This window comes from Rhodococcus sp. 66b (assembly GCF_002076325.1).
GTDB lineage: Bacteria > Actinomycetota > Actinomycetes > Mycobacteriales > Mycobacteriaceae > Rhodococcus_F > Rhodococcus_F erythropolis.
In genome coordinates this window covers 125794-150404 of record NZ_MUZB01000007.1, presented here as the reverse complement: position 1 = coordinate 150404, position 24611 = coordinate 125794, and the positions used below count along the sequence as shown (strand labels likewise).

19 protein-coding genes are annotated in these 24611 nt (G+C 61.8%); all 19 read left to right on the top strand.

What is annotated here, in order from left to right:
* Positions 1-56: 56 nt before the first annotated feature.
* Positions 57-893 (top strand): transcription termination/antitermination protein NusG, encoded by an 837-nt coding sequence (gene nusG / locus B0E55_RS14915; RefSeq protein WP_003942049.1) that lies wholly within the window; start codon positions 57-59, stop codon positions 891-893.
* A gap of 66 nt (positions 894-959) precedes the next feature.
* Positions 960-1394 carry a 50S ribosomal protein L11 gene (rplK, locus tag B0E55_RS14910; protein ID WP_003941896.1) on the top strand — a complete coding sequence of 145 codons (435 nt, stop codon included), beginning with the start codon at positions 960-962 and terminating at the stop codon, positions 1392-1394.
* Between the two features lie 109 nt (positions 1395-1503).
* Positions 1504-2223 carry a 50S ribosomal protein L1 gene (rplA, locus tag B0E55_RS14905; protein WP_003941982.1) on the top strand — a complete coding sequence of 240 codons (720 nt, stop codon included), beginning with the start codon at positions 1504-1506 and terminating at the stop codon, positions 2221-2223.
* 135 nt (positions 2224-2358) lie between these two features.
* Positions 2359-3051 carry a hypothetical protein gene (locus B0E55_RS14900; protein WP_069146239.1) on the top strand — a complete coding sequence of 231 codons (693 nt, stop codon included), beginning with the start codon at positions 2359-2361 and terminating at the stop codon, positions 3049-3051.
* Positions 3052-3486: 435 nt separating this feature from the next.
* Positions 3487-4071, top strand: coding sequence for a 50S ribosomal protein L10 (gene rplJ / locus B0E55_RS14895; protein ID WP_003942074.1), 585 nt, complete (start codon positions 3487-3489; stop codon positions 4069-4071).
* 78 nt (positions 4072-4149) lie between these two features.
* Positions 4150-4536 (top strand): 50S ribosomal protein L7/L12, encoded by a 387-nt coding sequence (gene rplL / locus B0E55_RS14890; RefSeq protein ID WP_003941857.1) that lies wholly within the window; start codon positions 4150-4152, stop codon positions 4534-4536.
* A gap of 259 nt (positions 4537-4795) precedes the next feature.
* Positions 4796-5917 (top strand): ABC transporter ATP-binding protein, encoded by a 1122-nt coding sequence (locus tag B0E55_RS14885; protein ID WP_024487305.1) that lies wholly within the window; start codon positions 4796-4798, stop codon positions 5915-5917.
* 9 nt (positions 5918-5926) lie between these two features.
* Complete coding sequence (locus B0E55_RS14880) at positions 5927-6721, top strand: MlaE family ABC transporter permease (protein ID WP_003942038.1); 795 nt, start codon at positions 5927-5929, stop codon at positions 6719-6721.
* A gap of 5 nt (positions 6722-6726) precedes the next feature.
* Positions 6727-7587 carry an MlaE family ABC transporter permease gene (locus tag B0E55_RS14875; RefSeq protein ID WP_003941894.1) on the top strand — a complete coding sequence of 287 codons (861 nt, stop codon included), beginning with the start codon at positions 6727-6729 and terminating at the stop codon, positions 7585-7587.
* Positions 7584-8945: an MCE family protein gene (locus tag B0E55_RS14870; protein ID WP_019744311.1), complete on the top strand. Its 1362-nt coding sequence runs from the start codon at positions 7584-7586 to the stop codon at positions 8943-8945. Before B0E55_RS14875 ends, B0E55_RS14870 begins: the two co-directional genes overlap by 4 nt.
* On the top strand, positions 8942-10021 hold the full coding sequence (locus B0E55_RS14865) for an MCE family protein (protein WP_019744310.1): 1080 nt from the start codon (positions 8942-8944) through the stop codon (positions 10019-10021). The genes B0E55_RS14870 and B0E55_RS14865 overlap by 4 nt, the downstream gene beginning before the upstream one ends.
* On the top strand, positions 10018-11013 hold the full coding sequence (locus tag B0E55_RS14860) for an MCE family protein (protein ID WP_003942053.1): 996 nt from the start codon (positions 10018-10020) through the stop codon (positions 11011-11013). Before B0E55_RS14865 ends, B0E55_RS14860 begins: the two co-directional genes overlap by 4 nt.
* Positions 11013-12266, top strand: coding sequence for an MCE family protein (locus B0E55_RS14855; RefSeq protein ID WP_021343467.1), 1254 nt, complete (start codon positions 11013-11015; stop codon positions 12264-12266). The genes B0E55_RS14860 and B0E55_RS14855 overlap by 1 nt, the downstream gene beginning before the upstream one ends.
* On the top strand, positions 12263-13540 hold the full coding sequence (locus tag B0E55_RS14850) for an MCE family protein (RefSeq protein ID WP_020906821.1): 1278 nt from the start codon (positions 12263-12265) through the stop codon (positions 13538-13540). The genes B0E55_RS14855 and B0E55_RS14850 overlap by 4 nt, the downstream gene beginning before the upstream one ends.
* Positions 13537-14784, top strand: a complete 1248-nt coding sequence (locus B0E55_RS14845; RefSeq protein WP_021334066.1) for an MCE family protein — start codon at positions 13537-13539, stop codon at positions 14782-14784. Before B0E55_RS14850 ends, B0E55_RS14845 begins: the two co-directional genes overlap by 4 nt.
* A gap of 99 nt (positions 14785-14883) precedes the next feature.
* Complete coding sequence (locus tag B0E55_RS14840) at positions 14884-15612, top strand: hypothetical protein (protein WP_019744307.1); 729 nt, start codon at positions 14884-14886, stop codon at positions 15610-15612.
* 45 nt (positions 15613-15657) lie between these two features.
* On the top strand, positions 15658-16506 hold the full coding sequence (locus B0E55_RS14835; RefSeq protein ID WP_080909964.1) for a hypothetical protein: 849 nt from the start codon (positions 15658-15660) through the stop codon (positions 16504-16506).
* Positions 16507-16956: 450 nt separating this feature from the next.
* Complete coding sequence (gene rpoB / locus B0E55_RS14830; protein ID WP_019744305.1) at positions 16957-20463, top strand: DNA-directed RNA polymerase subunit beta; 3507 nt, start codon at positions 16957-16959, stop codon at positions 20461-20463.
* Positions 20464-20580: 117 nt separating this feature from the next.
* A complete protein-coding gene (locus tag B0E55_RS14825; protein ID WP_019744304.1) occupies positions 20581-24537 on the top strand; it encodes a DNA-directed RNA polymerase subunit beta' in 3957 nt (1318 codons plus the stop codon).
* The last annotated feature ends 74 nt before the right edge of the window (positions 24538-24611 follow it).

Below are 24611 nucleotides of genomic sequence, written 5' to 3'. Positions count from 1 at the left end.
GCGAGCGCGACAAGACCCGACCCGGGTCCGAGTAACGAGAGGAAGCGAGTGCCCCAGTGAGCACCCCCGAGAACGACACGAATGAGGCTTTGGCCGAAGAGCGTGTTTCTGCCGAGGCGGCAGCCGAAGTAGACGTCGTGGTTGCCGAAGGCACCGATGCAGACGTTGCCGAAGGCACTGATGCAGACGCTGCAGCGACCGAGGACGTCATCTCCGACGATGCCGAGAACTCCGACGAGGCCGCTCCCGCCGCCGAGCTCGAGGTCGAGGATCCCGTTGCCGAACTCAAGGCTGCGCTGCGTCGCGCCCCGGGTGACTGGTACGTCATCCACTCGTACGCCGGTTACGAGAACAAGGTCAAGACCAACCTCGAGACTCGCGTTCAGAACCTCGACGTCGGTGACTACATCTTCCAGGTGGAAGTTCCCACCGAAGAGGTCACCGAGATCAAGAACGGCCAGCGCAAGCAGGTCAATCGCAAGGTTCTGCCCGGATACATCCTCGTTCGCATGGAGCTCAACGACGAGTCGTGGGGCGCAGTGCGCAACACGCCTGGCGTCACCGGTTTTGTCGGTGCCACGTCGCGTCCCTCGCCGCTGACCCTCAACGAGGTCGTCAAGTTCCTGCTCCCGCAGCAGGAGCAGAAGAAGCAGCAGGCTGCAGCGGCCGCCGTCGCAGCAGGCGAGGCACCGTCCGAGTCCTTCGGCAAGCCCCTCATCGAGGTCGACTTCGAGGTCGGCGAGTCGGTCACCGTCATGGACGGCCCGTTCGCAACCCTTCCGGCCAGCATCAGCGAGGTCAACGGCGAGCAGCAGAAGCTCAAGGTTCTCGTGTCGATCTTCGGTCGTGAAACCCCGGTTGAGCTCAACTTCAACCAGGTCGCGAAGATCTGACCACCCCAAAACTTGCAATTTGTTCGACGCAAGACACACACCCAAGCTAGAAACTAGGAACTAGAGATGCCCCCAAAGAAGAAGAAGCTCGCCGGGCTCATCAAGCTGCAGATCCAGGCAGGTCAGGCTAACCCTGCACCTCCCGTGGGTCCCGCGCTCGGTCAGCACGGCGTGAACATCATGGAGTTCTGCAAGGCCTACAACGCGGCGACTGAGTCCCAGCGCGGCAACGTTGTGCCGGTCGAGATCTCGGTCTACGAAGACCGGACCTTCGATTTCAAGCTGAAGACCCCTCCCGCCGCCAAGCTGCTCCTCAAGGCAGCCGGCGTCGCCAAGGGCTCCGGCGAACCGCACAAGACCAAGGTTGCCTCGGTGACCATGGATCAGGTGCGCGAAATCGCGAAGACCAAGGCTGAAGACCTCAATGCCAATGACATCGAGCAGGCCGCGAAGATCATCGCCGGCACCGCTCGTTCCATGGGCATCACGGTCCAGGGCTAATAGTCCGCTCCACAGCATTACGTGGGAGGGCCGGCCAGGCCCCGACCACAACTGAACCATTCACCACTGCACAGGTAATTCGCTGCAGTGATAAGTAAGGACAGAACAAATGGCAAAGCGCAGCAAGGCGTACCTCGCCGCCGCTGAGAAGATCGACGCAGACAAGCTCTACAGCCCGCTTCAGGCTGCAAAGCTCGCCAAGGAGACGTCGTCCACCAAGATGGATGCAACCGTTGAGGTTGCAGTTCGTCTGGGCGTCGACCCCCGTAAGGCTGACCAGATGGTCCGCGGAACGGTCAACCTGCCCCACGGCACCGGTAAGACCGCTCGCGTCATCGTGTTCGCTGTTGGCGAGAAGGCAGCAGAAGCCGAGGCTGCAGGCGCTGACGTAGTCGGTGCAGAAGACCTGATCGAGCGCATCCAGGGTGGATGGGTCGATTTCGACGCCGCAATCGCGACTCCTGATCAGATGGCCAAGGTCGGCCGCATCGCCCGTGTCCTCGGACCGCGTGGCCTGATGCCGAACCCCAAGACGGGCACCGTCACGGCGGATGTCACCAAGGCTGTCAACGACATCAAGGGCGGAAAGATCAACTTCCGCGTCGACAAGCAGGCCAACCTGCACTTCGTCATCGGCAAGGCATCGTTCGACGATGAGAAGCTGGTGGAGAACTACGGCGCAGCCCTGGACGAGATCCTGCGTGCGAAGCCCTCGTCGGCCAAGGGTCGCTACGTGAAGAAGATCACGGTCTCGACCACCACCGGTCCGGGCATCCCGGTGGATCCGAACCGTACTCGCAACCTCCTCGAGGATGCTGCAGACGCGTAAGCAGTCCGCATACGAACAAGAAGGCCGGCAGGGATCACTCCCTGCCGGCCTTCTTGTCTGTTTCGGGAGAGGGTGATCCCTGCCGGTGGTATCGGTCCAACGGTGGTATCGATCTAACGGTGGCATCATCGGGGTATGCACGAAGCGTTCCAATTCCTCGGAAACTTTTGGTGGCTGATCTTCGTTTTCGGCGGCACCATCGGTGGGGCGCTGAAAGGTGTCGCGGTTGCCAACGAACGGCGGATCGAGCGCCGGCAAGAGCGCTTCCGGCTCAAACAGCAGACCAAGGTCGCCATCGCGCAGGCCAACGCACAACATCACGCCGACGAAGAAACGCAGCGCCGAGAGCTGGGCAAGGTCATCGAGCAGCACGATGCGGTCGACGCCCGATGGTTCTCGTACGAGCTCGATCCGGTCACACTGCTCGACACTCCGATGATGACGGACATGCGTGAGCCTTTGACGGCCGATTTTCATCGAGCCAAATATCGGGCCGATCTGCTCCGTCCAGGAAATTCGGAGACGATGATCGGTAACCAGCAGGCGCAAACCGAGTACCGCGAGGCGGTGCACGCTTACTCGATCGCCTTCGAGATCGCGGAAGCGGAGGCGAAGCGTCGCCGACGGAGCGGATTCACCCTCGATGAACAAGAGCGCCTGGTACGGGCGCAACGTCTGCTGCGCCTGGCCATGGACGATGGCGCGACGCCGCAGGAACGTCAGAGTGCGTATCGGAAGGCTCACAAGGAACTCGACGGGCTGCTGGTGCTGCCGGACCGAGCTCGGGCAGAGATCGAACACAAGATCGCCAGGGCTATCGGTGCTTGAAGAAACCGGGTGCGTGAAGAAACCAGCTGCGTGACGAACCCGATTTGGTTATGCAGCGAGCAGTCAGGTAGTCTTCGACGCGGAGTTCAGTGCTGGATATGAACTTCACCCCAAAATCATGTTCTACCCAAGACCGTTGGTGATTGCACTCAGTAATGAGTGTGGTTGAAAGTCCGGGAGTGCCCGGCGGCCCACGTAGGTGAACGAGGTAGGGGGATAGCTTGATGTAGTGGTTCTACAGTTTGCCTGGTTATGCACTGCTTTGCGTTGCATCGTTACGCTGATTCGTAAGCCTCTTCTTCATGTTTCCTCTGTACGCCCCGTGCGCTTGCGCCGGGGCGTTTTGCATGTCGCGGACTGTGTCTTCTCGGGTTCACCCGATGAGGTGCAGCGGTTCCTGAGTGGGACAACGACTGTCACGAGAGGAGGCGAAGTATGGCAAAGCCTGAGAAGGTTTCCGCAGTTGCGGAAATCACCGAGCAGTTCAAGGGTTCGACCGCCGCTGTGGTCACGGAATACCGTGGCCTTTCGGTTGGCAACATCACGACACTGCGACGCGCTCTCGGAGAAGGTGCCACCTACTCCGTCGCCAAGAACACCCTGGTCAAGCGTGCCGCCGCAGAGGCTGGCATCGAGGGCCTTGATGACCTGTTCGTTGGTCCGACCGCCATTGCATTCATCAAGGGCGAACCGGTCGACGCTGCGAAGGCTCTGAAGAACTTCGCTAAGGACAACAAGGCGCTCATCATCAAGGGCGGCTACATGGACGGCGCTGCGCTGTCCGTGGAAGAGGTCAACAAGATCGCGGATCTCGAATCCCGCGAAATCCTGTTGGCAAAGCTTGCCGGCGCGATGAAGGGCAACTTGGCAAAGGCCGCAGGCCTGTTCAATGCTCCCGCTTCGCAGATGGCCCGTTTGGCCGCTGCCCTGCAGGAGAAGAAGGCCGCAGAAGGCGGAGCCGCAGAGGCCCCCGCAGAGGCTGCCACCGAGGCTCCGGCCGAGGCCGAAGCCGAAAGCTGATCCGCACCCGCGCATCACTGCTATAACCCCGCCCGGTCGCGGATCAGCGACATGGGACTTACAGGAAGGACCGCCACAATGGCGAAGCTCAGCACCGAAGAGTTGTTGGACCAGTTCAAGGAGCTCACCCTCCTCGAGCTCTCGGAGTTCGTTAAGGCATTCGAGGAGACCTTCGAGGTCACCGCTGCTGCTCCCGTCGCCGTCGCCGCTGCAGGCGCACCGGCTGCCGGCGCAGAAGCTGCTGAAGAGCAGGACGAGTTCGACGTCGTCCTCGAGTCGGCTGGCGACAAGAAGATCCAGGTCATCAAGGTCGTCCGTGAGGTCGTTTCCGGCCTCGGCCTGAAGGAAGCCAAGGACCTCGTCGAGAGCGCTCCGAAGGCCATCCTCGAGAAGGTTGCCAAGGACGCCGCAGAGGCTGCCAAGGAAAAGCTCGAAGCTGCCGGCGCAAAGATCGTCATCAAGTAAGACGGTTTTCCCGCTGCTCTTCGCGAGTAGTAACGAAGAGGGCCACTCCCCACGGGGAGTGGCCCTCTTTTTTTGAACTTTTTTCGCGGGTGATATGTCGGAATCCATGCAGGTGGGAGGGGTGCCCGAACTAGGCTGTGATCTGAATTATGCTTCTTCCCTACTCGTTAGTAGTATTCGCAGTCACGGGTACCACTCCCATGCGATAGAGTGACCCAACCCACACGGGTGCATGCATGCAACGGACGTCGCGGAGGTAATGGTGGGAGTCGAGGTAGCGGTACAAGGACTGACAAAGTCTTTCGGGTCGCAGAGGATTTGGCAGGACGTGTCGTTGACACTTCCCGCGGGTGAGGTCAGCGCACTGCTCGGGCCTTCGGGTACCGGTAAGTCGGTGTTCCTGAAGTCCCTGATCGGACTGCTCCGCCCTGAACAAGGCTCCATTGTCATCGACGGCACGGACATCCTGCAGTGCTCCTCCAAGGAGCTCTACGAGATCCGCAAGCTGTTCGGCGTTCTGTTCCAGGACGGCGCACTGTTCGGCTCGATGAACTTGTACGACAACATCGCATTCCCGCTTCGTGAGCACACCAAGAAGTCGGAATCCGATATCCGCAAGATCGTGATGGAGAAGCTCGATCTCACGGGTCTGGTCGGCGCCGAGGACAAGCTTCCCGGTGAGATCTCCGGCGGTATGCGCAAGCGTGCCGGTCTTGCGCGTGCACTCGTTCTCGATCCCGAGATCATCCTCGTCGACGAGCCTGACTCCGGTCTGGATCCGGTGCGTACGACGTACATCAGCCAGACGCTGATCGACATCAACGCCCAGTCGGACGCGACGATTCTGATCGTCTCGCACAACATCAACCTCGCACGCACGGTGCCGGACAACATCGGCATGCTCTTCCGTCGTCAGTTGGTGATGTTCGGTCCTCGTGAGGTGCTGCTCACCTCTGACGAGCCCGTCGTCAAGCAGTTCCTCAACGGAACGATGATCGGTCCGATCGGTATGTCGGAGGAAAAGGACGAGGCTCAGATGGCGCACGAGCAGGCGCTCGTCGACGCCGGTCACCACGCCGGTGGTGTCGACGACGTCGAGGGCATCGTGCCGCAGATGAAGGCCACCCCCGGAAACCCGGAGCGTCAGGCTGTTCGTCGTCGCCAGGAGCGCGTCCGCCAGATCATGCACACCCTCCCAGCTAACGCTCAGGCGGCAATTCAGGACAGCCTCGACGAGGTTGACGGAACTGGGCAGTACGCTCCCCAGTACGCCGACGCGAGCGGCTATCAGGGGGAGTGGAACGACAATTCGCAAGACACGCAGGTCATTCCTGCATACGAGGGCGATCCCTACGGAAACACGACACACGGGCAAGGGTAGGCATATCGGATGGGGGTTACCCGCAACTCGGTTCTGAGTCCGGTCAACGGAGCATTAACTCAGGCCGGAAACATCGTCGAACTGTTTGTCGACGTCGTCAGGAATACGTTCCGGCGTCCATTTCAGTTCCGTGAGTTCATCGAGCAGGCCTGGTTCATCGCCAGCGTGACAATTTTGCCGACGGCATTGGTAGCCATTCCTTTCGGCGCCGTCGTCTCACTGCAGACCGGTTCGCTGATCAAGCAGTTGGGTGCAGAATCGTTCACCGGCGCTGCCAGCGTCCTGGCGGTGATCCAGCAGGGTAGCCCTCTGGTGACAGCATTGTTGGTCGCCGGTGCGGCCGGATCGGCCGTGACGGCCGACCTCGGTTCTCGAACCATTCGCGAAGAGATCGACGCGATGGAAGTCCTCGGAATCAATCCGATTCAGCGCCTGGTGGTTCCGCGTGTACTCGCGATGGTGCTGATCGCTGTGCTGCTCAACGGACTGGTGTCCGTCGTCGGTATCGCGGGTGGTTACTTCTTCAACGTGATCCTGCAGGGCGGTAACCCCGGTGCCTACATCTCGTCGTTCTCAGCTTTTGCGCAGCTACCGGACATTTGGAGCGGTGAGATCAAAGCCGCGGTGTTCGGTGTCATCGCCGGTGTGATCTCCGCGTACAAGGGACTCCACCCATCCGGTGGCCCGAAGGGCGTCGGTGAGGCGGTGAACCAGGCCGTCGTCATCACGTTCCTGCTGTTGTTCTTCGCCAATCTGATTCTGACGATGGTGTACCTCCAGATCGTGCCGGCGAAGGGATCTTGACCTAAATGACCATCGCACGAGGCCGCGGCGATCAGTTCCTGCTGAAGAGCCGCAAAGTTGCCAGAATTCCAGTGAACGCGTTGGACCGCGCGGGCGAGCAGATGTCGTTCTACGCGCGCGCCATCGCATGGACCCCGCGCACCCTGCATCGGTACCGGAAGGAGACGCTTCGGCTGCTCGCCGAAGTGACCTTCGGTAGCGGTGCGCTCGCAGTCATCGGCGGAACGATCGGTGTCATCGCGATGATGTCGGGATTCACCGGTGTCGTCGTCGGTCTGCAGGGCTTCGCCGCTCTGGAGCAGTTGGGTAGCTCGGTCCTGACCGGCTTCCTGTCCGCATACGTCAACACCCGTGAGATCGCTCCGATCGTTGCGGCTCTTGCGCTCTCGGCCACGGTGGGTTGTGGTTTCACCGCTCAACTCGGCGCTATGCGAATCTCCGAAGAGATCGATGCACTGGAGGTCATGGCAGTTCCGTCAGTGCCGTTCCTGGTCACGACCCGCATGATCGCCGGCTTCGTCGCCGTCATCCCGCTGTACATCGTGGGTCTGCTTGCGGCGTACCTCGCGTCGCGAGTGATCAGTACCGTGTTCAACGGGCAGTCGACGGGCTCGTACGACCACTACTTCAATCTGTTCCTGCCACCGCAGGACGTGCTGTATTCGTTTGCGAAAGTCCTGGTCTTCGCCTTCGTGCTGATTCTGATCCACTGCTACTACGGGTTCCATGCCTCGGGTGGTCCCGCAGGCGTCGGCGTGGCCGTCGGCCGTGCTGTTCGCGCCGCAATCGTCACGATCGCCGTTCTCGACTTCTTCCTCAGCCTCGCAATCTGGGGCACCACGACGACAGTGAGGGTGGCCGGATGATCGAGGCTCCGTCAGTCCTGCGCCGCCGTGTGCTCGGACTCGTGTTCTTCGTGGTGTTGGCACTGTTCCTGGCCTTCACCATCGGAACCTTCAACAAGACGTTCAAGGACGTCGTGAAGATCGACCTCGTCACCGACACCGTCGGAAATGCATTGCCACCCAACGCGGACGTCAAGGTTCGGGGTCTGCTGGTCGGCGAGGTGCGATCCGCGTCGACAAAAGACGGTCAGGTCACCTCGGTCCTCGCGATCGAACCGGACAAGGCTGATCTGATTCCGTCGAACGTGACGGCACGTCTGCTCCCGAAGACGCTTTTCGGTGAGCGCTACGTCTCCCTGATCATTCCGGAGGGAACCACCGCTGCGCCGATTTCCGCGGGAACGGTGATCCAGCAGGACAAGAGCGGAAATGCTGTCGAGGTCGGCGACGTTCTGGACGGACTTCTCCCACTTCTGCAGGCGATTCCGCCGCAGGATCTGGCGAACACTCTCGGTTCTCTCGCGCAGGGTCTGACGGGACGCGGCGCTGAGCTCGGTCTGACGGTCGATCGTCTCGAGGAGATCTTCCGCGGCGTCAACACCGAGCTGCCCGCGGTGCAAGAGGATCTGCGCAAGTTCGCGGACTTCTCCCAGACATACTCGGACGCTGCGCCCGATCTGATCAACGCTCTCGACAATCTGCGGACGACCGGTAACACGGTGGTGCAGAAGCAGGACCAGTTGCGGACTCTGCTGGCGTCGCTCACCGTGACATCGTCGGACACCGCAGCCTTCCTCGAAGCGAACTCGTCCTCGATCATCACGCTCGCTGCGGATTCGAAGGAAGCTCTCCAGCTTCTGGCTCAGTACTCACCGACGTTCGGGTGCACGTTCAAGGGCTTCTCGGACACCGCCCCGGAAGCTGCCAAGATCCTGTCCACCGACGCGCCCAATCCTGGTGTGCGTGCGAGTATTCAGATCGTGAACCCCAAGGGGCGCTACCTGCCCAACCAGGACGAGCCACGGCTCGTCGACAACCGCGGCCCGGTTTGCTACGACAACGTCACCGAGCCAGGTCGTCCGTTCCCGCAGTACCCCGGTGGTTCGTACGGTGACGGTTCCTACCAGGTTCCTTCCCGCAATCCCGGTCCCGCCACCATGGAATTCCTGCCTGCACCCGAGGGCTCAGGACCTCAGTTGTTCTCGACCAACAACAGCGGTCCTGCTCAGCAGGCCGGCTACGCGGGCTCGAAACTCGAAGAGGATACGTTGAAGGTGATCTACGGACAGGCCAACGGTGTTGCGCCGGACGATGTTCCGGCGTGGACCACGATGGTCAGTGCTCCGGCATTTTCCGGTGCGGAGGTGAGCGTCCAATGAGAGGACTCGCAGCTCCACTGACAAAGCTCATCATCTTCGTGGTGGTCACCGTCCTGGCGACAGGATTGCTGGCCGCCAGCATCGCCAACCTCGGCGGCGGCGGAGGCACCAAGTTCAACGCAGTGTTCTCCGACGTCACCTCGTTGAACGAGGGTGACGAGGTGCGCATCGCCGGTGTTCGTGTCGGACAGGTCGAGAAGATCGCGATCGTCAACGACAACCAGGCCGAGGTGCAGTTCTCGGTGTCCGACCGTGATTGGTTGCCTGCCAGTTCCATCGCCACGATCCGGTTCCGCAACCTGGTCGGGCAGCGATACATTTCGCTCTCGCAAGGTGAAGGCAGCCAGGGGCAGAAGATCACCGGCGGCGACACCCTGCCGTTGGCGCAGACTCGCCCGGCAGTAAATCTCACGACGCTGTTCAACGGCTTCAAGCCGCTGTTCACCACTCTGAGCGCTGACGACGTCAACAAGCTGTCCTACCAGATCATCCAGGTCTTCCAGGGGGAGTCCGGCACCATCAGCGAACTCGTCCGCAACACAGCGAGTTTGACCAACACCGTCGCGGACAAGGACGCCGTCATCGGGGCGGTGATCAAGAACCTCAACGACGTTCTCGACACCGTCAACGCGAACGACAAGAACCTCGATTCGCTGATCGTCAATACCCAGCAACTCGTCACCGGGTTGGCCAACGAGCGCGGTGTCGTCGGTTCGGCCGTCACCTCACTCGCCGGGTTGACCGATGCCACTGCAGATCTGCTCGAGCCGACGCGGCCGTCGATTCAGGGCTCGATCACGGCGCTCAACACGCTGGCGACCACGCTCAACCGTCGTAGTGACGACGTGAACGCGGTGCTCGAGACCTTGCCGGTCAAGCTCGACAAGCTCGCTCGCGTAGCGAGTTACGGTTCCTGGTTCCAGTTCTACCTGTGCGGAATCGACATCGTTGCCGGTCCAGGACAGTCTGCCTCGCTGAATCTGCCCACCGGCCTGCCGACGGTCAATCAGCCGATTTACACCAACGCGGCCACGCGATGCACTCAAGACGGTATGAGGGAGTTGCAAGGTCGATGAGTAAACGTCGCAGTCCGGCAATGGCCGGAGCCATCGGTATCTTCGTGGTGCTGTTGGCCACTTTGTCCGCGTTCTTCCTCGATTCGCTTCCGTTCGTGGGAGCAGGCTCGTCCTACTCCGCCGAGTTCTCCGAAGCTGCGGGTCTCAAGCCTGGTAACGAGGTTCGTATCGCCGGCGTGAAGGTCGGCAAGGTCACTTCCGTCGATCTCGACGGTGACCGTGTTCTCGTCGACTTCAAGGTCAGTGACGCGTGGGTGGGAGATCAAACCTCTGCGTCCATTCAGATCAAGACGATTCTGGGACAGAAGTACCTCGCACTCGATCCGCGCGGAACCGACAACCTCGATCCCAAGGACCGGATTCCGCTCGAGCGCACCACCTCTCCGTACGACGTCGTTCAGGCCTTCTCGGCCGCGGCGGACACCGTCGGCGACATCGACACCGACCAGTTGGCGAAGAGCATGGAGACGTTGTCCCAGGCATTCTCCGAGACACCTGGCGATGTCCGCGCTTCGCTCGACGGTGTCAGTCGGCTGTCGCAGACGATCGCGAGCCGCGATCAGGACTTGCAGAAGCTCTTCGCCGCCACCGGGAAGACGTCGCAGATTCTTGCGGATCGCAACAAGGAGTTCACCCAGCTGATCCGTGACGGCGGACTTCTGGTGCAGGAGCTCAACAATCGCCAGCAAGCGATTTCGCAGCTGCTCACCGGAACTCAGCGCGTCTCTCAGCAGCTCACCGGTCTCGTTCGTGACAACGAGGCGGCAATCGGGCCGGCGCTGACGCAGCTCAACGGCGTCATCGACATCTTGAAGGCCAACAACGAGAACTTGGACAAGGCACTGAAGCTCTACGAACCCTTCATTCGCTTGTACGCCAACGTGGTCGGCAACGGCCGTTGGTTCGACCAGGTCGTCGTGAACCTCCTTCCGCCGGGTCTGCCGGATATTCCGGGCTACCGTGACCCCGTTCGTACGTTGGGAGGCAACTGATGGCTGATACTGCCGAAGCCGGAAGCGGCTCCAAGAAGCGCTCGGTCGCGATCATCGCCGCTGTTCTGATCGGGTTACTCGTACTCGGTGGCGCGCTGTGGTGGGTGTTCACTCGCGCCGGTACCACCAAGATCACCGCCTACTTCGACAAGTCGGTGGGTATCTACGACGGTTCCGACGTTCGTGTTCTCGGTGTCAAGGTCGGCACCGTCGAATCCGTCGAACCTCAGGGAGATCAGGTCAAGGTCGAGTTGCGCGTCGATCGTGGGATCGACATCCCCGCCGGCGCCAGCGCCGCTCAGATCACGCCTTCGGTGGTTGCCGACCGCTACATCCAGCTGACACCGGTCTTCACCGGCGGCGACAAGATGGCCAGCGGTGCAGTCATTCCGATCGAGAAGACTGCGACGCCCGTCGAGGTCGACCAGTTGTACTCCAGCATCGACGAACTCGCGTCGGCGCTCGGTCCCGAAGGTGCCAACAAGAACGGCGCGCTGTCCGATTTCGTCGAGACGGGTGCGGCCAACCTCGAGGGCAACGGTGAAGCGTTGGGAGACAGCATCACCAACCTCTCGGATGCCGCACGGACGCTGAATGATTCGCGTGACAACATCTCGCTCACCATCAAGAACCTGGATACTTTCGTGGGCGCTCTCGCGGCCAACGATCAGCAGGTGCGTCAGTTCAACACCCAGCTGTCGGACCTGACCGGATTCTTGGCAGGTGAGCGCGACGATCTCGGTGCCGCTCTGAACCAGCTCTCGATTGCTCTCGGCGACGTCGCGAAGTTCGTGGCCGACAACCGCGATCAGTTGGTCCAGACAACCGAGGGTCTCGTCGAACCGACACAGACATTGGCGAACAACAAGGAAGCACTGGCCAACACGCTCACCATGCTTCCGCTGGCGATCTCCAACTTGGTCAACTCGTACGACGCCGAATCAGGTGTGCTGGCTTCACGTCTGGCGTTCCCTGATCTGCAGAACCCGGCCGGCGTGCTCTGCAAGTTGATGGACCTCGGCAAGCTGTTGCCCGGTGATCCGCGGTTCGAGGCATTGGGAAGGCAGATGCAACCGGCTATCGACCAGTGTGCAAACGTCGCTGCGATGACCGACGCAGCCAATCAGGCTGCAGGCCTGAACCTTCCCTTCGGCATCCTTGCCGGTTCCGAACGGCAGATGCAGGTAGTTCCGGGCACTGTGCCCGGCGTCGTGTCACCGCGACTGACCAGTGGAAACGGGGAGGGCGAGTGAAGCGTTCATTGATAGTCGGCGCCGGACTGTGCGCCGTCCTGATCTCGGCAACAGCCTGCTCGTCCGAGGGAATCTACGCGGTTCCGCTTCCCGGCGGTCCCGATGTGGGTTCCGATCCGATGCACTTGACCATTCAGTTCGACGATGTCTTGGACCTTGTTCCGCAGTCCGCTGTGAAGGTCGACGGTGTTCCGGTCGGTCGAGTCGACGACGTGTCGGTCGGACCGGACGGATGGACCGCGGACGTCGGAATCATCCTCGACTCGTCGGTTGATCTACCCGCCAACGCAATTGCCGCGGTCGAGCAGACCAACCTGCTCGGCGAGAAGTTCATCCAGTTGTCGGCCCCGCCGTCCGGACCGGACTCTGCGAAGCTGGCCGACGGAGACCTGATTCCGCTCGATCGCACTCGCCACGCCACGGAGATCGAGCAGGTTCTCGGCGCATTGTCGCTGCTGCTCAACGGCGGCGGTGTGGGCCAGTTGCAACCCATCGTCGAAGAACTCGGGGCCGCATTCGACGGTCGCGAGGGCAAGACGAGAAGTCTTCTGGAGCAGGCGAACACACTCATCGGTGGACTCAACGAACAGCGTGACGACATCACCCGCGCGCTCGACGGCCTGGATGTGCTCTCGACCCGCGTCAACGATCAGAACGAGAAGATCGGGAAGATTCTCGAGGAACTCCCCGTTGCGACACAGGTTCTCAACGAGCAGCGCCCGCAGCTGACGCAGATGCTTGCTCAGGTGGATCGACTCGGAACAGTGGGAACCGACGTCCTCACGCAGTCCAAGGACGATCTGATCGCTGATCTTCAGGCTCTGCGTCCAACGCTTCAGGCGCTCGCAGACTCCGGTGACGACTTCGTCGGGGCACTTCCTTTCCTTCCGACGTTCCCGTTCCCGGACGGTGTCGAGAAGATTGCGCAGGGTGGTTCCGTGAACCTCTTCCTGAGCGTCGACTTGCAGATCGGCAACACTCTCTCGGGTCTCGGTGTCGGACAGGGTGAACCGGAATACCGTCAGCCGAAGTTCGGCAATCCCAAGCCGGTAGTCGATCCGTCCAACCCGTACTACAACGGAAACGGACCGCGGCCGGGTTGGCCGACGGTGTCGCTGCTGCCGATCGCTCCGATCCTGCCGCAGATCCCCGTCGTCGCCGGTCTACCCGCCACCACGGCCGGTGACCCGGCAACACCGGCTCCGGCAGCGGACCCACTCAACCCCATCCAGGGAATGCTGGAACAGTTCGGAATCGGTGGTGATGGACAGTGAGATCAGCTCTGGTCAGATGGCAGCTCGTCGGCTTCGTGGTGGTCGCGCTTCTGGGTCTCATCTACGTCGGCGCCAAGTACGTGCGTCTGGACAACCTCATGGGGTTCGGTCAGTACACGGTCAAGACCGAATTGGCCACGTCCGGTGGAATTTTCACCAACGCCGAAGTGACGTATCGCGGTGTGCCGGTCGGTCGAGTGGGCGACATGTCGTTGACCGACGACGGAATTCAGGTCGACCTGAAGATCGACAACAGTGCTCCGGAGATTCCCGCGTCGGCCCGTGCAGTCGTGGCCAACCGCTCCGCCATCGGTGAGCAGTACGTCGACCTTCAGCCCGATACCGATCAGGGACCGTTCCTCGCGGACGGCTCGGTGATCGCGGTGGGGGACACCACAACTCCGATCCCGATCGAGGATGTGCTGACCAGTGCCAACGGCTTGGTCAAGTCCGTGCCGGTCGACGCGCTCCACACCGTCGCCGTCGAACTCGGTGCCGCATTCAACGGCAAGGGCGAGGACATTCAGGTCCTGGCCGATTCGCTGTCCGGTCTCTCGCAGTCCGGGCTCGACACTCTGCCTCAGACGCTCGCGCTGATTCGGAACAGTGAGACGGTACTGACGACGCAGTCGGATCAGTCCTCCGCGATCAAGCAGTTCAGTACCGATCTCGATGCTGTCACGGCGCAGTTGCGGACCAGCGATCCGGACATCCGTCGCTTGATCGACAACGGCATCCCGGCCAGCGATCAGATCGGTGCCCTCATCAACGAGGCGGGCCCGAGCCTGACGACTGACCTGACCAATCTTGCCGCGACCACCAAGACGCTTGCACCCCGAACGATCGCGCTGCAACCGTTCCTGATCTTCCTTCCCGGCCTGGCCGCTGCCGCACCGACGGTTGCTCCCGGCGACGGAACGGTCCATCAGGGCTTGGTGCTCGAGACCAACAATCCGCTCTCGTGCACGGTGGGTTACGAAGGCACCATGGCGATCCTGGACGAGATGAAGCGTCAGAATCCCAATTTCGACGACACCCAGCAGGATTTCCCGCTCAACACCGCGGCGTCGTGTGAGACGCCGCTGGGCAGCGAGACGGGCGTCCGCAGTGCCAACCGCGTGGTGTACGCCGATCCCGACACGATCCAGCCTTGGGACTTCAAGCCGAAGGTCGATCCGGACAAGTTGAACCTCAACCCGATCGCGACGCAGTTGGCACCGTTGCTCGGAGTGACACCGAAGTAGACCGATCCGAATGTGGTCGAGTTTGTGCAGTTCAGGCTACTGAGTTGTGGCAGTTGACGATTCGCGGCCAGAGGCTGGGCAAAACAGGTAAGTAGGGTAGTGAGTGTGATTCAGAGAAACAGTTCCCCGCAGTCCGGCGGGCCCGAGCAAGTCGAATCGGGAGCGCCGACAACCGGTAGACCGAAGGGGCTGACAGCGTCTCTGATTGCGGTCGGTGTCTTGCTTCTGGCGGCAGTGGTTGCGCTCGGTGTGTTCGGCGTCCCGTACGTTCGGGCGCTCACCACCGACCGCACCACAGCCGAGATGCGTGACGACGCGCTGATCGGTGCGCAGCAAGTCGCGATCAACCTCAACAACGCGGATTCGGCGAATCTCGACCAGTCGATCGAGAACATGCGTTCTTCGGTGACCGGTGACGAGATGACGACGTACCTGCAGACCGTTCAGGATTCCATCACCGACGAGTTGCGTAACTCGGGTTCGAAGGCTGACACCGAAGTTGTGCAGTCCGCGCTGACCGAGCTCAATACCGATGACCGGACCGCCACGGCACTGGTCGTCGTTCGAGTCACCACGACCCAGGGCAACCAGTTCGTCAAGAATCAGCTCGGCATGCGGCTGGGCATGGTCGAGGTCGACGGGGTCTGGAAGGCGCAGTCCGCTGATCCGATCGGATCGCGGCTCGATCTCGGCTCGGGCACTCTGCCGGCTGCCGACGGCTCCACGCCTGCTCCTGACGCAACGCCCGCACCCGGTTCGGGGACCGAAGCACCTGCATCCGGTGCTCCTGCACCGACAACCGAGGGTGGTGATTCCGGTGGCCAGTAGTTCGTCGAACCTGCACACCGACATCCCTCGAAGGAGAAGCGCGTAATGCCACCCAAACGTCGTACCGGCGGACCGTCCTCCCCTCAGAACCGTCGGCCGAAGATCGCTGGAAGCGCTCGTTCGCTCAACGTCCCCGCGGGGACGTCCGACTCGGACCCGGTCGAGCCCACGATCGAACAGCCGGAAGAAGAGACACAGGAGGCTGTGAAGCCGGAGGCTGTGAAGCCGACGCTCACGAAGGCCGAGTCCGGAGACATCGAGCCGTCGAAGACGGAAACCGACGCTCCGGAATCCACACCAGGCCCCGATCTGACCAAACCGGCGAAAACCGTCGCAGACGAGCCCAAGGCCCCTGCTACCCCGGAGACGGGCGCGGGGGAGTCGGCGACAACACCTACACAATCCAAGGCCGGTTGGCGCCTGGTCGCGATCCTGGGGGCCGCAGCGGTCATCGTCGCGATCCTCGCCGGCATCGCCTTCTTCAAAGTCGGCGCGAAGACGGACGACATCGCCTGGGTGGACGAAGGCGCCACGGCTGAGGTTCTTCGTGTGACGCCGTCGGCGTTGGCTGCAGTCTTCACGTTCTCTCCCGACACGTTCGACGCCGATTTCGACAAGGGTGTCCAGGGCCTGAACCAGTCGATGCGCGATCAGCTGACCCAGTACAAGGACACGCAGAAGGCCGGCGTCGAACAAACTCAGACGGCAACGACCGCTGATGTCCCGCTGATCGGGATCACACGACTCGAGAAGGACCGGGCACAGTTGCTCGCCCAACTGAACGTCAGCTCGACGCAGAACGGCGTGGCGGCAGACTCTCGCTCCGGAATGGTCATCGTGAGTCTGGAGAAGCAGGACGGAAACTGGCTGATCTCGGAGATTCGCGACCAGTAGCTCGGAGATTCGCGACCAGTACCAGCGCGAAGATCTGGACCGACGCACGATGTCGGTCCAGATTTTTCGTATGTGACGCCGTTGCTGGCTACACTTCCGGTGGCAGTGTTCGAATGCGCGTCACGAATGTTCGAATGCTGCGACACGCGCTCTCGCCCTTGACGGAGCGGTCCGCAAGGTCCACTCTGATCGGTGAACATGCACGGACGAGTGATCGGCAGTCTCACGTCAGTATCTGAATTCGACCCTCAGTTACACCCGACTCGACATTTCCAGAGTAAGGGTGTACTTTTGGACGTTGCGCTGGCTGCCTCCTGTCCACCCCTCGTCTCAACCGCTGCGAAGTCAAGTACTTCTTGCTTTCTGCGACGGGTTTCGTTCGGGTTGTAACCAGCGAAATTCGAAGCAGATACAGCGGCGGTCGCAACAGCACGGAGCGGCCCGCGTGAGGTGCTGGAAGGACGCATCTTGGCAGTCTCTAGCCAGACCAAGGCAGTTTCCGGAATCCCCGGAGCCCCGAAGAGGGTTTCGTTCGCGAAAGTTCGCGAACCCCTCGAAGTTCCCGGGCTTCTTGACGTACAGACAGATTCGTTCGAGTGGCTGATCGGCGCGCAGAGTTGGCGTGAACGAGCAGCGGCACTCGGCGACAATGCAGTGTCCGGTGGTCTCGAGGACATCCTCGCGGAGCTTTCTCCGATCGAGGATTTCAACGGCACTATGTCGCTGTCCTTCTCCGACCCTCGATTCGACGAGGTCAAGGCCTCGACGGACGAGTGCAAAGACAAGGACATGACCTACGCGGCGCCGTTGTTCGTCACCGCGGAGTTCATCAACAACAACACTGGTGAGATCAAGAGCCAGACGGTCTTCATGGGAGATTTCCCGATGATGACCGACAAGGGCACCTTCATCATCAACGGCACCGAGCGTGTGGTCGTCTCGCAGCTCGTGCGTTCCCCCGGTGTGTACTTCGACATGAGCGTCGACAAGAGCACCGAGAAGGATCTGCACAGCGTCAAGGTGATCCCGGGTCGCGGCGCATGGCTCGAGTTCGACGTCGACAAGCGCGACACCGTTGGTGTCCGTATCGACCGCAAGCGTCGTCAGCCTGTCACCGTCCTGCTCAAGGCACTCGGCTGGACCACCGAGCAGATCACGGAGCGCTTCGGCTTCTCCGAGATCCTCATGGCCACGCTGGAGAAGGACAACACCGCCGGCACCGATGAGGCGTTGCTCGACATCTACCGCAAGCTGCGTCCGGGCGAGCCCCCCACCAAGGAGAGCGCGCAGACCCTGCTGGAGAACCTGTTCTTCAAGGACAAGCGCTACGACCTCGCTCGCGTGGGTCGTTACAAGATCAACAAGAAGCTCGGCCTGAACGCGGGTCAGCCGATCGTTGCATCCACTCTCACCGAAGAAGACATCGTCGCCACCGTCGAGTACCTCGTGCGTCTGCACGCAGGTGACACCTCGATGACGGCTCCGGGCGGCGTCGAGGTTCCCGTCGAGGTCGACGACATCGACCACTTCGGCAACCGTCGTCTGCGTACCGTCGGCGAGCTCATTCAGAACCAGATCCGCGTGGGCCTGTCCCGCATGGAGCGTGTGGTTCGTGAGCGCATGACCACGCAGGACGTCGAGGCAATCACGCCTCAGACGCTGATCAACATCCGTCCCGTCGTCGCTGCGATCAGGGAGTTCTTCGGAACCTCCCAGCTGTCGCAGTTCATGGACCAGAACAACCCGCTGTCGGGGCTGACGCACAAGCGTCGTCTGTCCGCCCTCGGCCCGGGTGGTCTGTCCCGTGAGCGCGCCGGCCTCGAGGTTCGCGACGTTCACCCGTCGCACTACGGCCGCATGTGCCCGATCGAGACCCCGGAAGGCCCGAACATCGGCCTGATCGGTTCGCTGTCGGTCTACGCCCGCGTCAACCCGTTCGGTTTCATCGAGACCCCGTACCGTCGCGTCGTCGACGGACAGGTGACCGACGAGGTCGACTACCTGACCGCTGACGAAGAAGACCGCCACGTAGTCGCGCAGGCCAACTCGGCCATCGACCGCGAGGGTCGCTTCACCGACTCGAAGATTCTCGTCCGCCGTAAGGGTGGCGAGGTCGAGTTCGTCGCGTCCTCCGACATCGACTACATGGACGTTTCGCCGCGTCAGATGGTGTCCGTCGCAACCGCGATGATTCCGTTCCTCGAGCACGACGATGCAAACCGTGCCCTGATGGGCGCGAACATGCAGCGTCAGGCTGTCCCGCTGGTTCGCAGCGAGGCACCTCTCGTCGGAACCGGCATGGAGCTGCGTGCAGCTGTGGATGCCGGCGACGTCATCATCACCGAGAAGACCGGTGTCGTGGAGGAGATCTCCGCGGACTACGTCACGGTGATGGCTGACGACGGAAGTCGCAAGACGTACCGGATGCGCAAGTTCGCGCGTTCCAACCAGGGCACGTGCGCCAACCAGCGTCCGATCGTGGACGAGGGACAGCGTGTCGAGGCCGGCCAGGTTCTGGCCGACGGCCCTTGCACCGAGAACGGTGAGATGGCGCTGGGCAAGAACTTGCTCGTCGCGATCATGCCGTGGGAAGGCCACAACTACGAGGACGCGATCATTCTGTCGCAGCGTCTCGTGGAAGAGGACGTCCTGACCTCGATTCACATCGAGGAGCACGAGATCGATGCCCGCGACACCAAGCTCGGTGCCGAGGAAATCACTCGCGACATCCCGAACGTCTCCGACGAGGTCCTTGCCGACCTCGACGAGCGCGGCATCATCCGTATCGGTGCCGAGGTTCGTGACGGCGACGTGCTGGTCGGAAAGGTCACGCCGAAGGGCGAGACCGAGCTGACCCCCGAAGAGCGCCTCCTTCGCGCCATCTTCGGTGAGAAGGCTCGCGAGGTTCGTGACACGTCCCTCAAGGTTCCTCACGGTGAGACCGGCAAGGTCATCGGAATCCGCGTGTTCTCACGTGACGAAGACGACGATCTGCCTCCCGGTGTCAACGAGTTGGTCCGCGTCTACGTGGCACAGAAGCGCAAGATCCAGGACGGCGACAAGCTCGCCGGCCGCCACGGTAACAAGGGCGTCATCGGCAAGATCCTGCCGCAGGAAGACATGCCGTTCCTCTCGGACGGCACGCCTGTCGACATCATCTTGAACACGCACGGTGTCCCGCGTCGTATGAACATCGGTCAGGTCTTGGAGACCCACCTCGGGTGGATCGGCAAGACCGGCTGGAACATTCAGATCGCGTCCGACGGCACTCGTCCCGACTGGGCTGCGACCCTGCCGGAAGAGATGCTGTCCGCTCCGGCCGACTCGAACATCGCCACCCCGGTGTTCGACGGTGCGAAGGAAGACGAGCTCACCGGTCTCCTCGGCGCGACGCTGCCGAACCGTGACGGCGAGCAGATGGTCGGACCCGACGGAAAGGCCACCTTGTTCGACGGCCGCTCCGGCGAGCCGTTCCCGTACCCGGTCTCGGTCGGTTACATGTACATCATCAAGCTGCACCACTTGGTCGACGACAAGATCCACGCTCGTTCGACCGGTCCGTACTCGATGATCACGCAGCAGCCTCTCGGTGGTAAGGCCCAGTTCGGTGGCCAGCGCTTCGGTGAGATGGAGTGCTGGGCGATGCAGGCCTACGGCGCGGCTTACACGCTGCAGGAACTGCTGACCATCAAGTCGGACGACGTGGTCGGTCGAGTCAAGGTGTACGAAGCCATCGTCAAGGGCGAGAACATCCCCGAACCCGGCATCCCCGAGTCGTTCAAGGTGCTCCTCAAGGAGCTCCAGTCGCTCTGCCTCAACGTGGAGGTGCTGTCCTCGGACGGCGCGGCCATCACGATGGCGGACGGCGACGACGAGGACTTGGAGCGGGCCGCAGCGAACCTGGGCATCAACCTGTCCAGGAACGAAGCTGCGACGGTCGACGACCTCGCGAACTAGGTTTCGGTCCCCGGGTTGCTCTTGAAAGAGCGGCCCGGGGGCGTAGTTCACATTTGAATTGGCAGTCAGGTTGCCGGGTGACCGGCAACCGTAACCCCAACGGGGAAAGGAAGTTACGTGCTCGACGTCAACTTCTTCGATGAACTCCGCATTGGCTTGGCCAGTGCAGAGGACATCCGCAATTGGTCCTACGGCGAGGTCAAGAAGCCGGAGACCATCAACTACCGCACGCTCAAGCCCGAGAAGGACGGCCTCTTCTGCGAGAAGATCTTCGGCCCCACCCGGGACTGGGAGTGCTACTGCGGTAAGTACAAGCGTGTCCGCTTCAAGGGCATCATCTGTGAGCGCTGTGGCGTCGAGGTCACTCGCGCCAAGGTTCGTCGTGAGCGTATGGGTCACATCGAACTGGCCGCACCGGTCACGCACATCTGGTACTTCAAGGGTGTTCCGAGCCGTCTCGGTTACCTGCTCGACCTGGCTCCGAAGGATCTCGAAAAGATCATCTACTTCGCTGCCTACGTCATCGTCGGCGTCGACGAGGAGCTCCGTCACAACGAGCTGTCCACCCTCGAAGCCGAGATGCAGGTCGAGAAGAAGACCGTCGCAGATCAGCGCGACGCCGATCTCGAGGCACGTGCGCAGAAGCTCGAAGCCGACATCGCCGAGCTCGAGGCAGAGGGCGCGAAGTCCGATGTCCGCCGCAAGGTCAAGGACGGCGGCGAGCGCGAAATGCGTCAGCTCCGTGACCGCGCGCAGCGTGAGCTGGATCGTCTCGACGAGATCTGGACCACCTTCACCAAGCTGAGCGTCAAGCAGCTCATCATCGACGAGCTCCTGTACCGCGAGCTGGTCGACCGTTACGGCGAGTACTTCACGGGTGCGATGGGCGCAGAGTCCATCCAGATCCTGATGCAGAACTTCGACCTCGACGCCGAGGCGGAGTCTCTCCGCGAGACCATCCGCAGCGGCAAGGGCCAGAAGAAGCTGCGTGCACTCAAGCGCCTCAAGGTGGTTGCGGCATTCCAGACCAACGGCAACTCGCCGATGGGCATGGTCCTCAACGCTGTTCCGGTGATCCCGCCGGAGCTTCGCCCGATGGTTCAGCTCGACGGTGGACGTTTCGCGACGTCCGACCTCAACGACCTGTACCGCCGCGTCATCAACCGCAACAACCGCCTCAAGCGACTGATCGACCTCGGTGCTCCCGAGATCATCGTCAACAACGAGAAGCGGATGCTGCAGGAGTCGGTCGACGCCCTGTTCGACAACGGTCGTCGTGGACGTCCGGTCACCGGACCGGGTAACCGCCCGCTGAAGTCCCTGAGCGATCTGCTCAAGGGCAAGCAGGGTCGTTTCCGTCAGAACCTGCTCGGTAAGCGCGTCGACTACTCGGGTCGTTCCGTGATCGTCGTCGGTCCTCAGCTCAAGCTGCACCAGTGTGGTCTGCCCAAGCTGATGGCTCTCGAGCTGTTCAAGCCGTTCGTGATGAAGCGTCTGGTCGATCTCAACCACGCGCAGAACATCAAGTCGGCCAAGCGCATGGTCGAGCGCAAGCGCGTCCAGGTTTGGGACGTCCTCGAAGAGGTCATCGCCGAGCACCCCGTGCTGCTCAACCGTGCACCTACGCTGCACCGTCTGGGTATCCAGGCATTCGAGCCGCAGCTCGTCGAGGGCAAGGCCATTCAGCTCCACCCGCTGGTGTGTGAGGCCTTCAACGCCGACTTCGACGGTGACCAGATGGCTGTTCACCTCCCGCTGTCGGCAGAGGCTCAGGCCGAGGCCCGCATCCTGATGCTGTCCTCGAACAACATCCTCTCGCCTGCTTCGGGTCGCCCGCTCGCCATGCCGCGTCTGGACATGGTCACGGGTCTGTTCCACCTGACCCGTCTCGACGAGGGTGTCACCGGTGAGCTCGTTGCTCCGACCAACGACGAGGCAGAGCAGGGCGTGTACTCCTCGCCCGCCGAGGCTCAGATGGCAGTCGACCGCGGCGCGCTCTCGGTTCAGGCTCAGATCAAGGTGCGTCTGACGCAGCAGCGTCCGCCGCGCGACCTCGAGAACGAACTGTTCCCCGAGGGCTGGAAATACGGTGACGGCTGGACCGCCACCACGACACTCGGCCGTGTGCTCTTCAACGAGCTGCTTCCGGCGGACTACCCGTTCGTCAACGAGCAGATGCCGAAGAAGCGCCAGGCGACGATCATCAACGATCTCGCCGAGCGGTACCCGATGATCGTGGTTGCTCAGACCGTCGACAAGCTCAAGGACGTCGGGTTCTACTGGGCCACCCGTTCGGGTGTCACGGTCTCGATTTCCGACGTGCTCGTGCCGCCGGAGAAGCCTGCCATCATCGAGGACTTCGAGGCTCAGGCCGACAAGATCGAGAAGCAGTACCAGCGTGGTGCTCTGGACAAGAAGGAGCGCAACAGCGCTCTGGTCACCATTTGGCAGGAAGCGACCGACAAGGTCGGCAAGGCCATGGAGGCTCACTTCCCCGACAGCAACCCGATCCCGATGATCGTGAAGTCCGGCGCAGCCGGCAACATGACTCAGGTTCGCTCGCTCGCCGGTATGAAGGGTCTGGTGACAAACCCGAAGGGTGAGTTCATCCCGCGTCCGATCAAGTCTTCCTTCAAGGAAGGCCTGACCGTTCTCGAGTACTTCATCAACACGCACGGTGCTCGTAAGGGTCTGGCCGATACCGCACTCCGCACCGCCGACTCGGGTTACCTGACCCGTCGTCTGGTGGACGTTTCGCAGGACGTCATCGTCCGTGAGGTCGACTGTGGAACAGAGCGCGGCATCGTCACCACGATCGCCGAGAAGCAGGCCGACGGCACGATGATCCGCGATGCTCACGTGGAGACCAGCACGTACGCCCGTACCTTGGCGGCCGATGCAGTCGACGCGAACGGCACCGTCATCGTCGAGCGTGGCCACGATCTCGGTGACCCCGCGATCGATGCTCTGCTCGAAGCCGGCATCACGACGGTCAAGGTCCGCTCGGTCCTGACCTGCACCACCGGCACCGGCGTTTGCGCCACTTGCTACGGCCGCTCGATGGCCACAGGCAAGCTGGTCGACATCGGTGAGGCTGTCGGTATCGTCGCCGCTCAGTCGATCGGTGAGCCCGGTACCCAGCTGACCATGCGTACCTTCCACCAGGGTGGTGTCGCAGGAGATGACATCACCGGCGGTCTGCCGCGTGTCCAGGAGCTGTTCGAGGCACGTGTGCCCAAGGGCAAGGCTCCTATCGCGGACGTCACCGGTCGGGTACAGCTCGAAGACGGCGATCGTTTCTACAAGATCACCATCGTTCCGGACGACGGCGGCGAAGAGGTTGTCTACGACAAGCTCAGCAAGCGTCAGCGTCTGCGCGTCTTCAAGCATGCCGACGGTCGCGAAAGCCTCTTGGCTGACGGTGACCACGTCGAGGTCGGACAGCAGCTCATGGAAGGTGCTGCCGATCCCCACGAGGTCCTGCGAGTCATGGGTCCGCGTCAGGTTCAGATCCACTTGGTCAACGAGGTCCAGGAGGTGTACCGGAGCCAGGGTGTGTCGATCCACGACAAGCACATCGAGGTCATCGTGCGCCAGATGCTTCGTCGCGTGACGATCATCGATTCCGGTGCCACCGAGTTCCTGCCCGGTTCGCTCACCGAGCGCGCCGAGTTCGAGTCGGCAAACCGCCGCGTTGTCGCCGAGGGTGGCGAGCCCGCAGCCGGCCGTCCGGTGCTCATGGGTATCACGAAGGCGTCGCTCGCGACGGATTCGTGGCTGTCCGCGGCATCGTTCCAGGAGACCACTCGTGTCTTGACCGACGCGGCTATCAACTGCCGCTCGGACAAGCTGATCGGTCTGAAGGAAAATGTCATCATCGGTAAGCTGATCCCTGCCGGTACCGGTATCAACCGTTACCGCAACATCCAGGTTCAGCCCACCGAAGAGGCACGCGCCGCTGCTTACGCAGTGCCGTCGTACGACGACCAGTACTACAGCCCGGACGGCTTCGGCCAGAACACCGGTGCTGCAGTTCCGCTGGACGACTACGGCTTCAGCAACGACTACCGCTAGTCGGGTAGTCGTATGTGACGACTACCGCTAAGCGTTAGTTCGTAGAAAATCCCCCCACCTCGAAAGAGGTGGGG

Excerpts from the sequence above, each read along its gene's own strand:
- B0E55_RS14875 (WP_003941894.1), top strand. The coding sequence starts at position 6,727 with ATGACCATCGCACGAGGCCGCGGCGATCAGTTCCTGCTGAAGAGCCGC.
- B0E55_RS14835 (WP_080909964.1), top strand. The coding sequence starts at position 15,658 with ATGCCACCCAAACGTCGTACCGGCGGACCGTCCTCCCCTCAGAACCGT.
- rplJ (WP_003942074.1), top strand. The coding sequence starts at position 3,487 with ATGGCAAAGCCTGAGAAGGTTTCCGCAGTTGCGGAAATCACCGAGCAG.
- B0E55_RS14870 (WP_019744311.1), top strand. The coding sequence starts at position 7,584 with ATGATCGAGGCTCCGTCAGTCCTGCGCCGCCGTGTGCTCGGACTCGTG.
- rplK (WP_003941896.1), top strand. The coding sequence starts at position 960 with ATGCCCCCAAAGAAGAAGAAGCTCGCCGGGCTCATCAAGCTGCAGATC.
- B0E55_RS14865 (WP_019744310.1), top strand. The coding sequence starts at position 8,942 with ATGAGAGGACTCGCAGCTCCACTGACAAAGCTCATCATCTTCGTGGTG.
- B0E55_RS14885 (WP_024487305.1), top strand. The coding sequence starts at position 4,796 with ATGGTGGGAGTCGAGGTAGCGGTACAAGGACTGACAAAGTCTTTCGGG.
- rplA (WP_003941982.1), top strand. The coding sequence starts at position 1,504 with ATGGCAAAGCGCAGCAAGGCGTACCTCGCCGCCGCTGAGAAGATCGAC.
- B0E55_RS14855 (WP_021343467.1), top strand. The coding sequence starts at position 11,013 with ATGGCTGATACTGCCGAAGCCGGAAGCGGCTCCAAGAAGCGCTCGGTC.
- B0E55_RS14860 (WP_003942053.1), top strand. The coding sequence starts at position 10,018 with ATGAGTAAACGTCGCAGTCCGGCAATGGCCGGAGCCATCGGTATCTTC.
- rplL (WP_003941857.1), top strand. The coding sequence starts at position 4,150 with ATGGCGAAGCTCAGCACCGAAGAGTTGTTGGACCAGTTCAAGGAGCTC.
- B0E55_RS14900 (WP_069146239.1), top strand. The coding sequence starts at position 2,359 with ATGCACGAAGCGTTCCAATTCCTCGGAAACTTTTGGTGGCTGATCTTC.
- B0E55_RS14880 (WP_003942038.1), top strand. The coding sequence starts at position 5,927 with ATGGGGGTTACCCGCAACTCGGTTCTGAGTCCGGTCAACGGAGCATTA.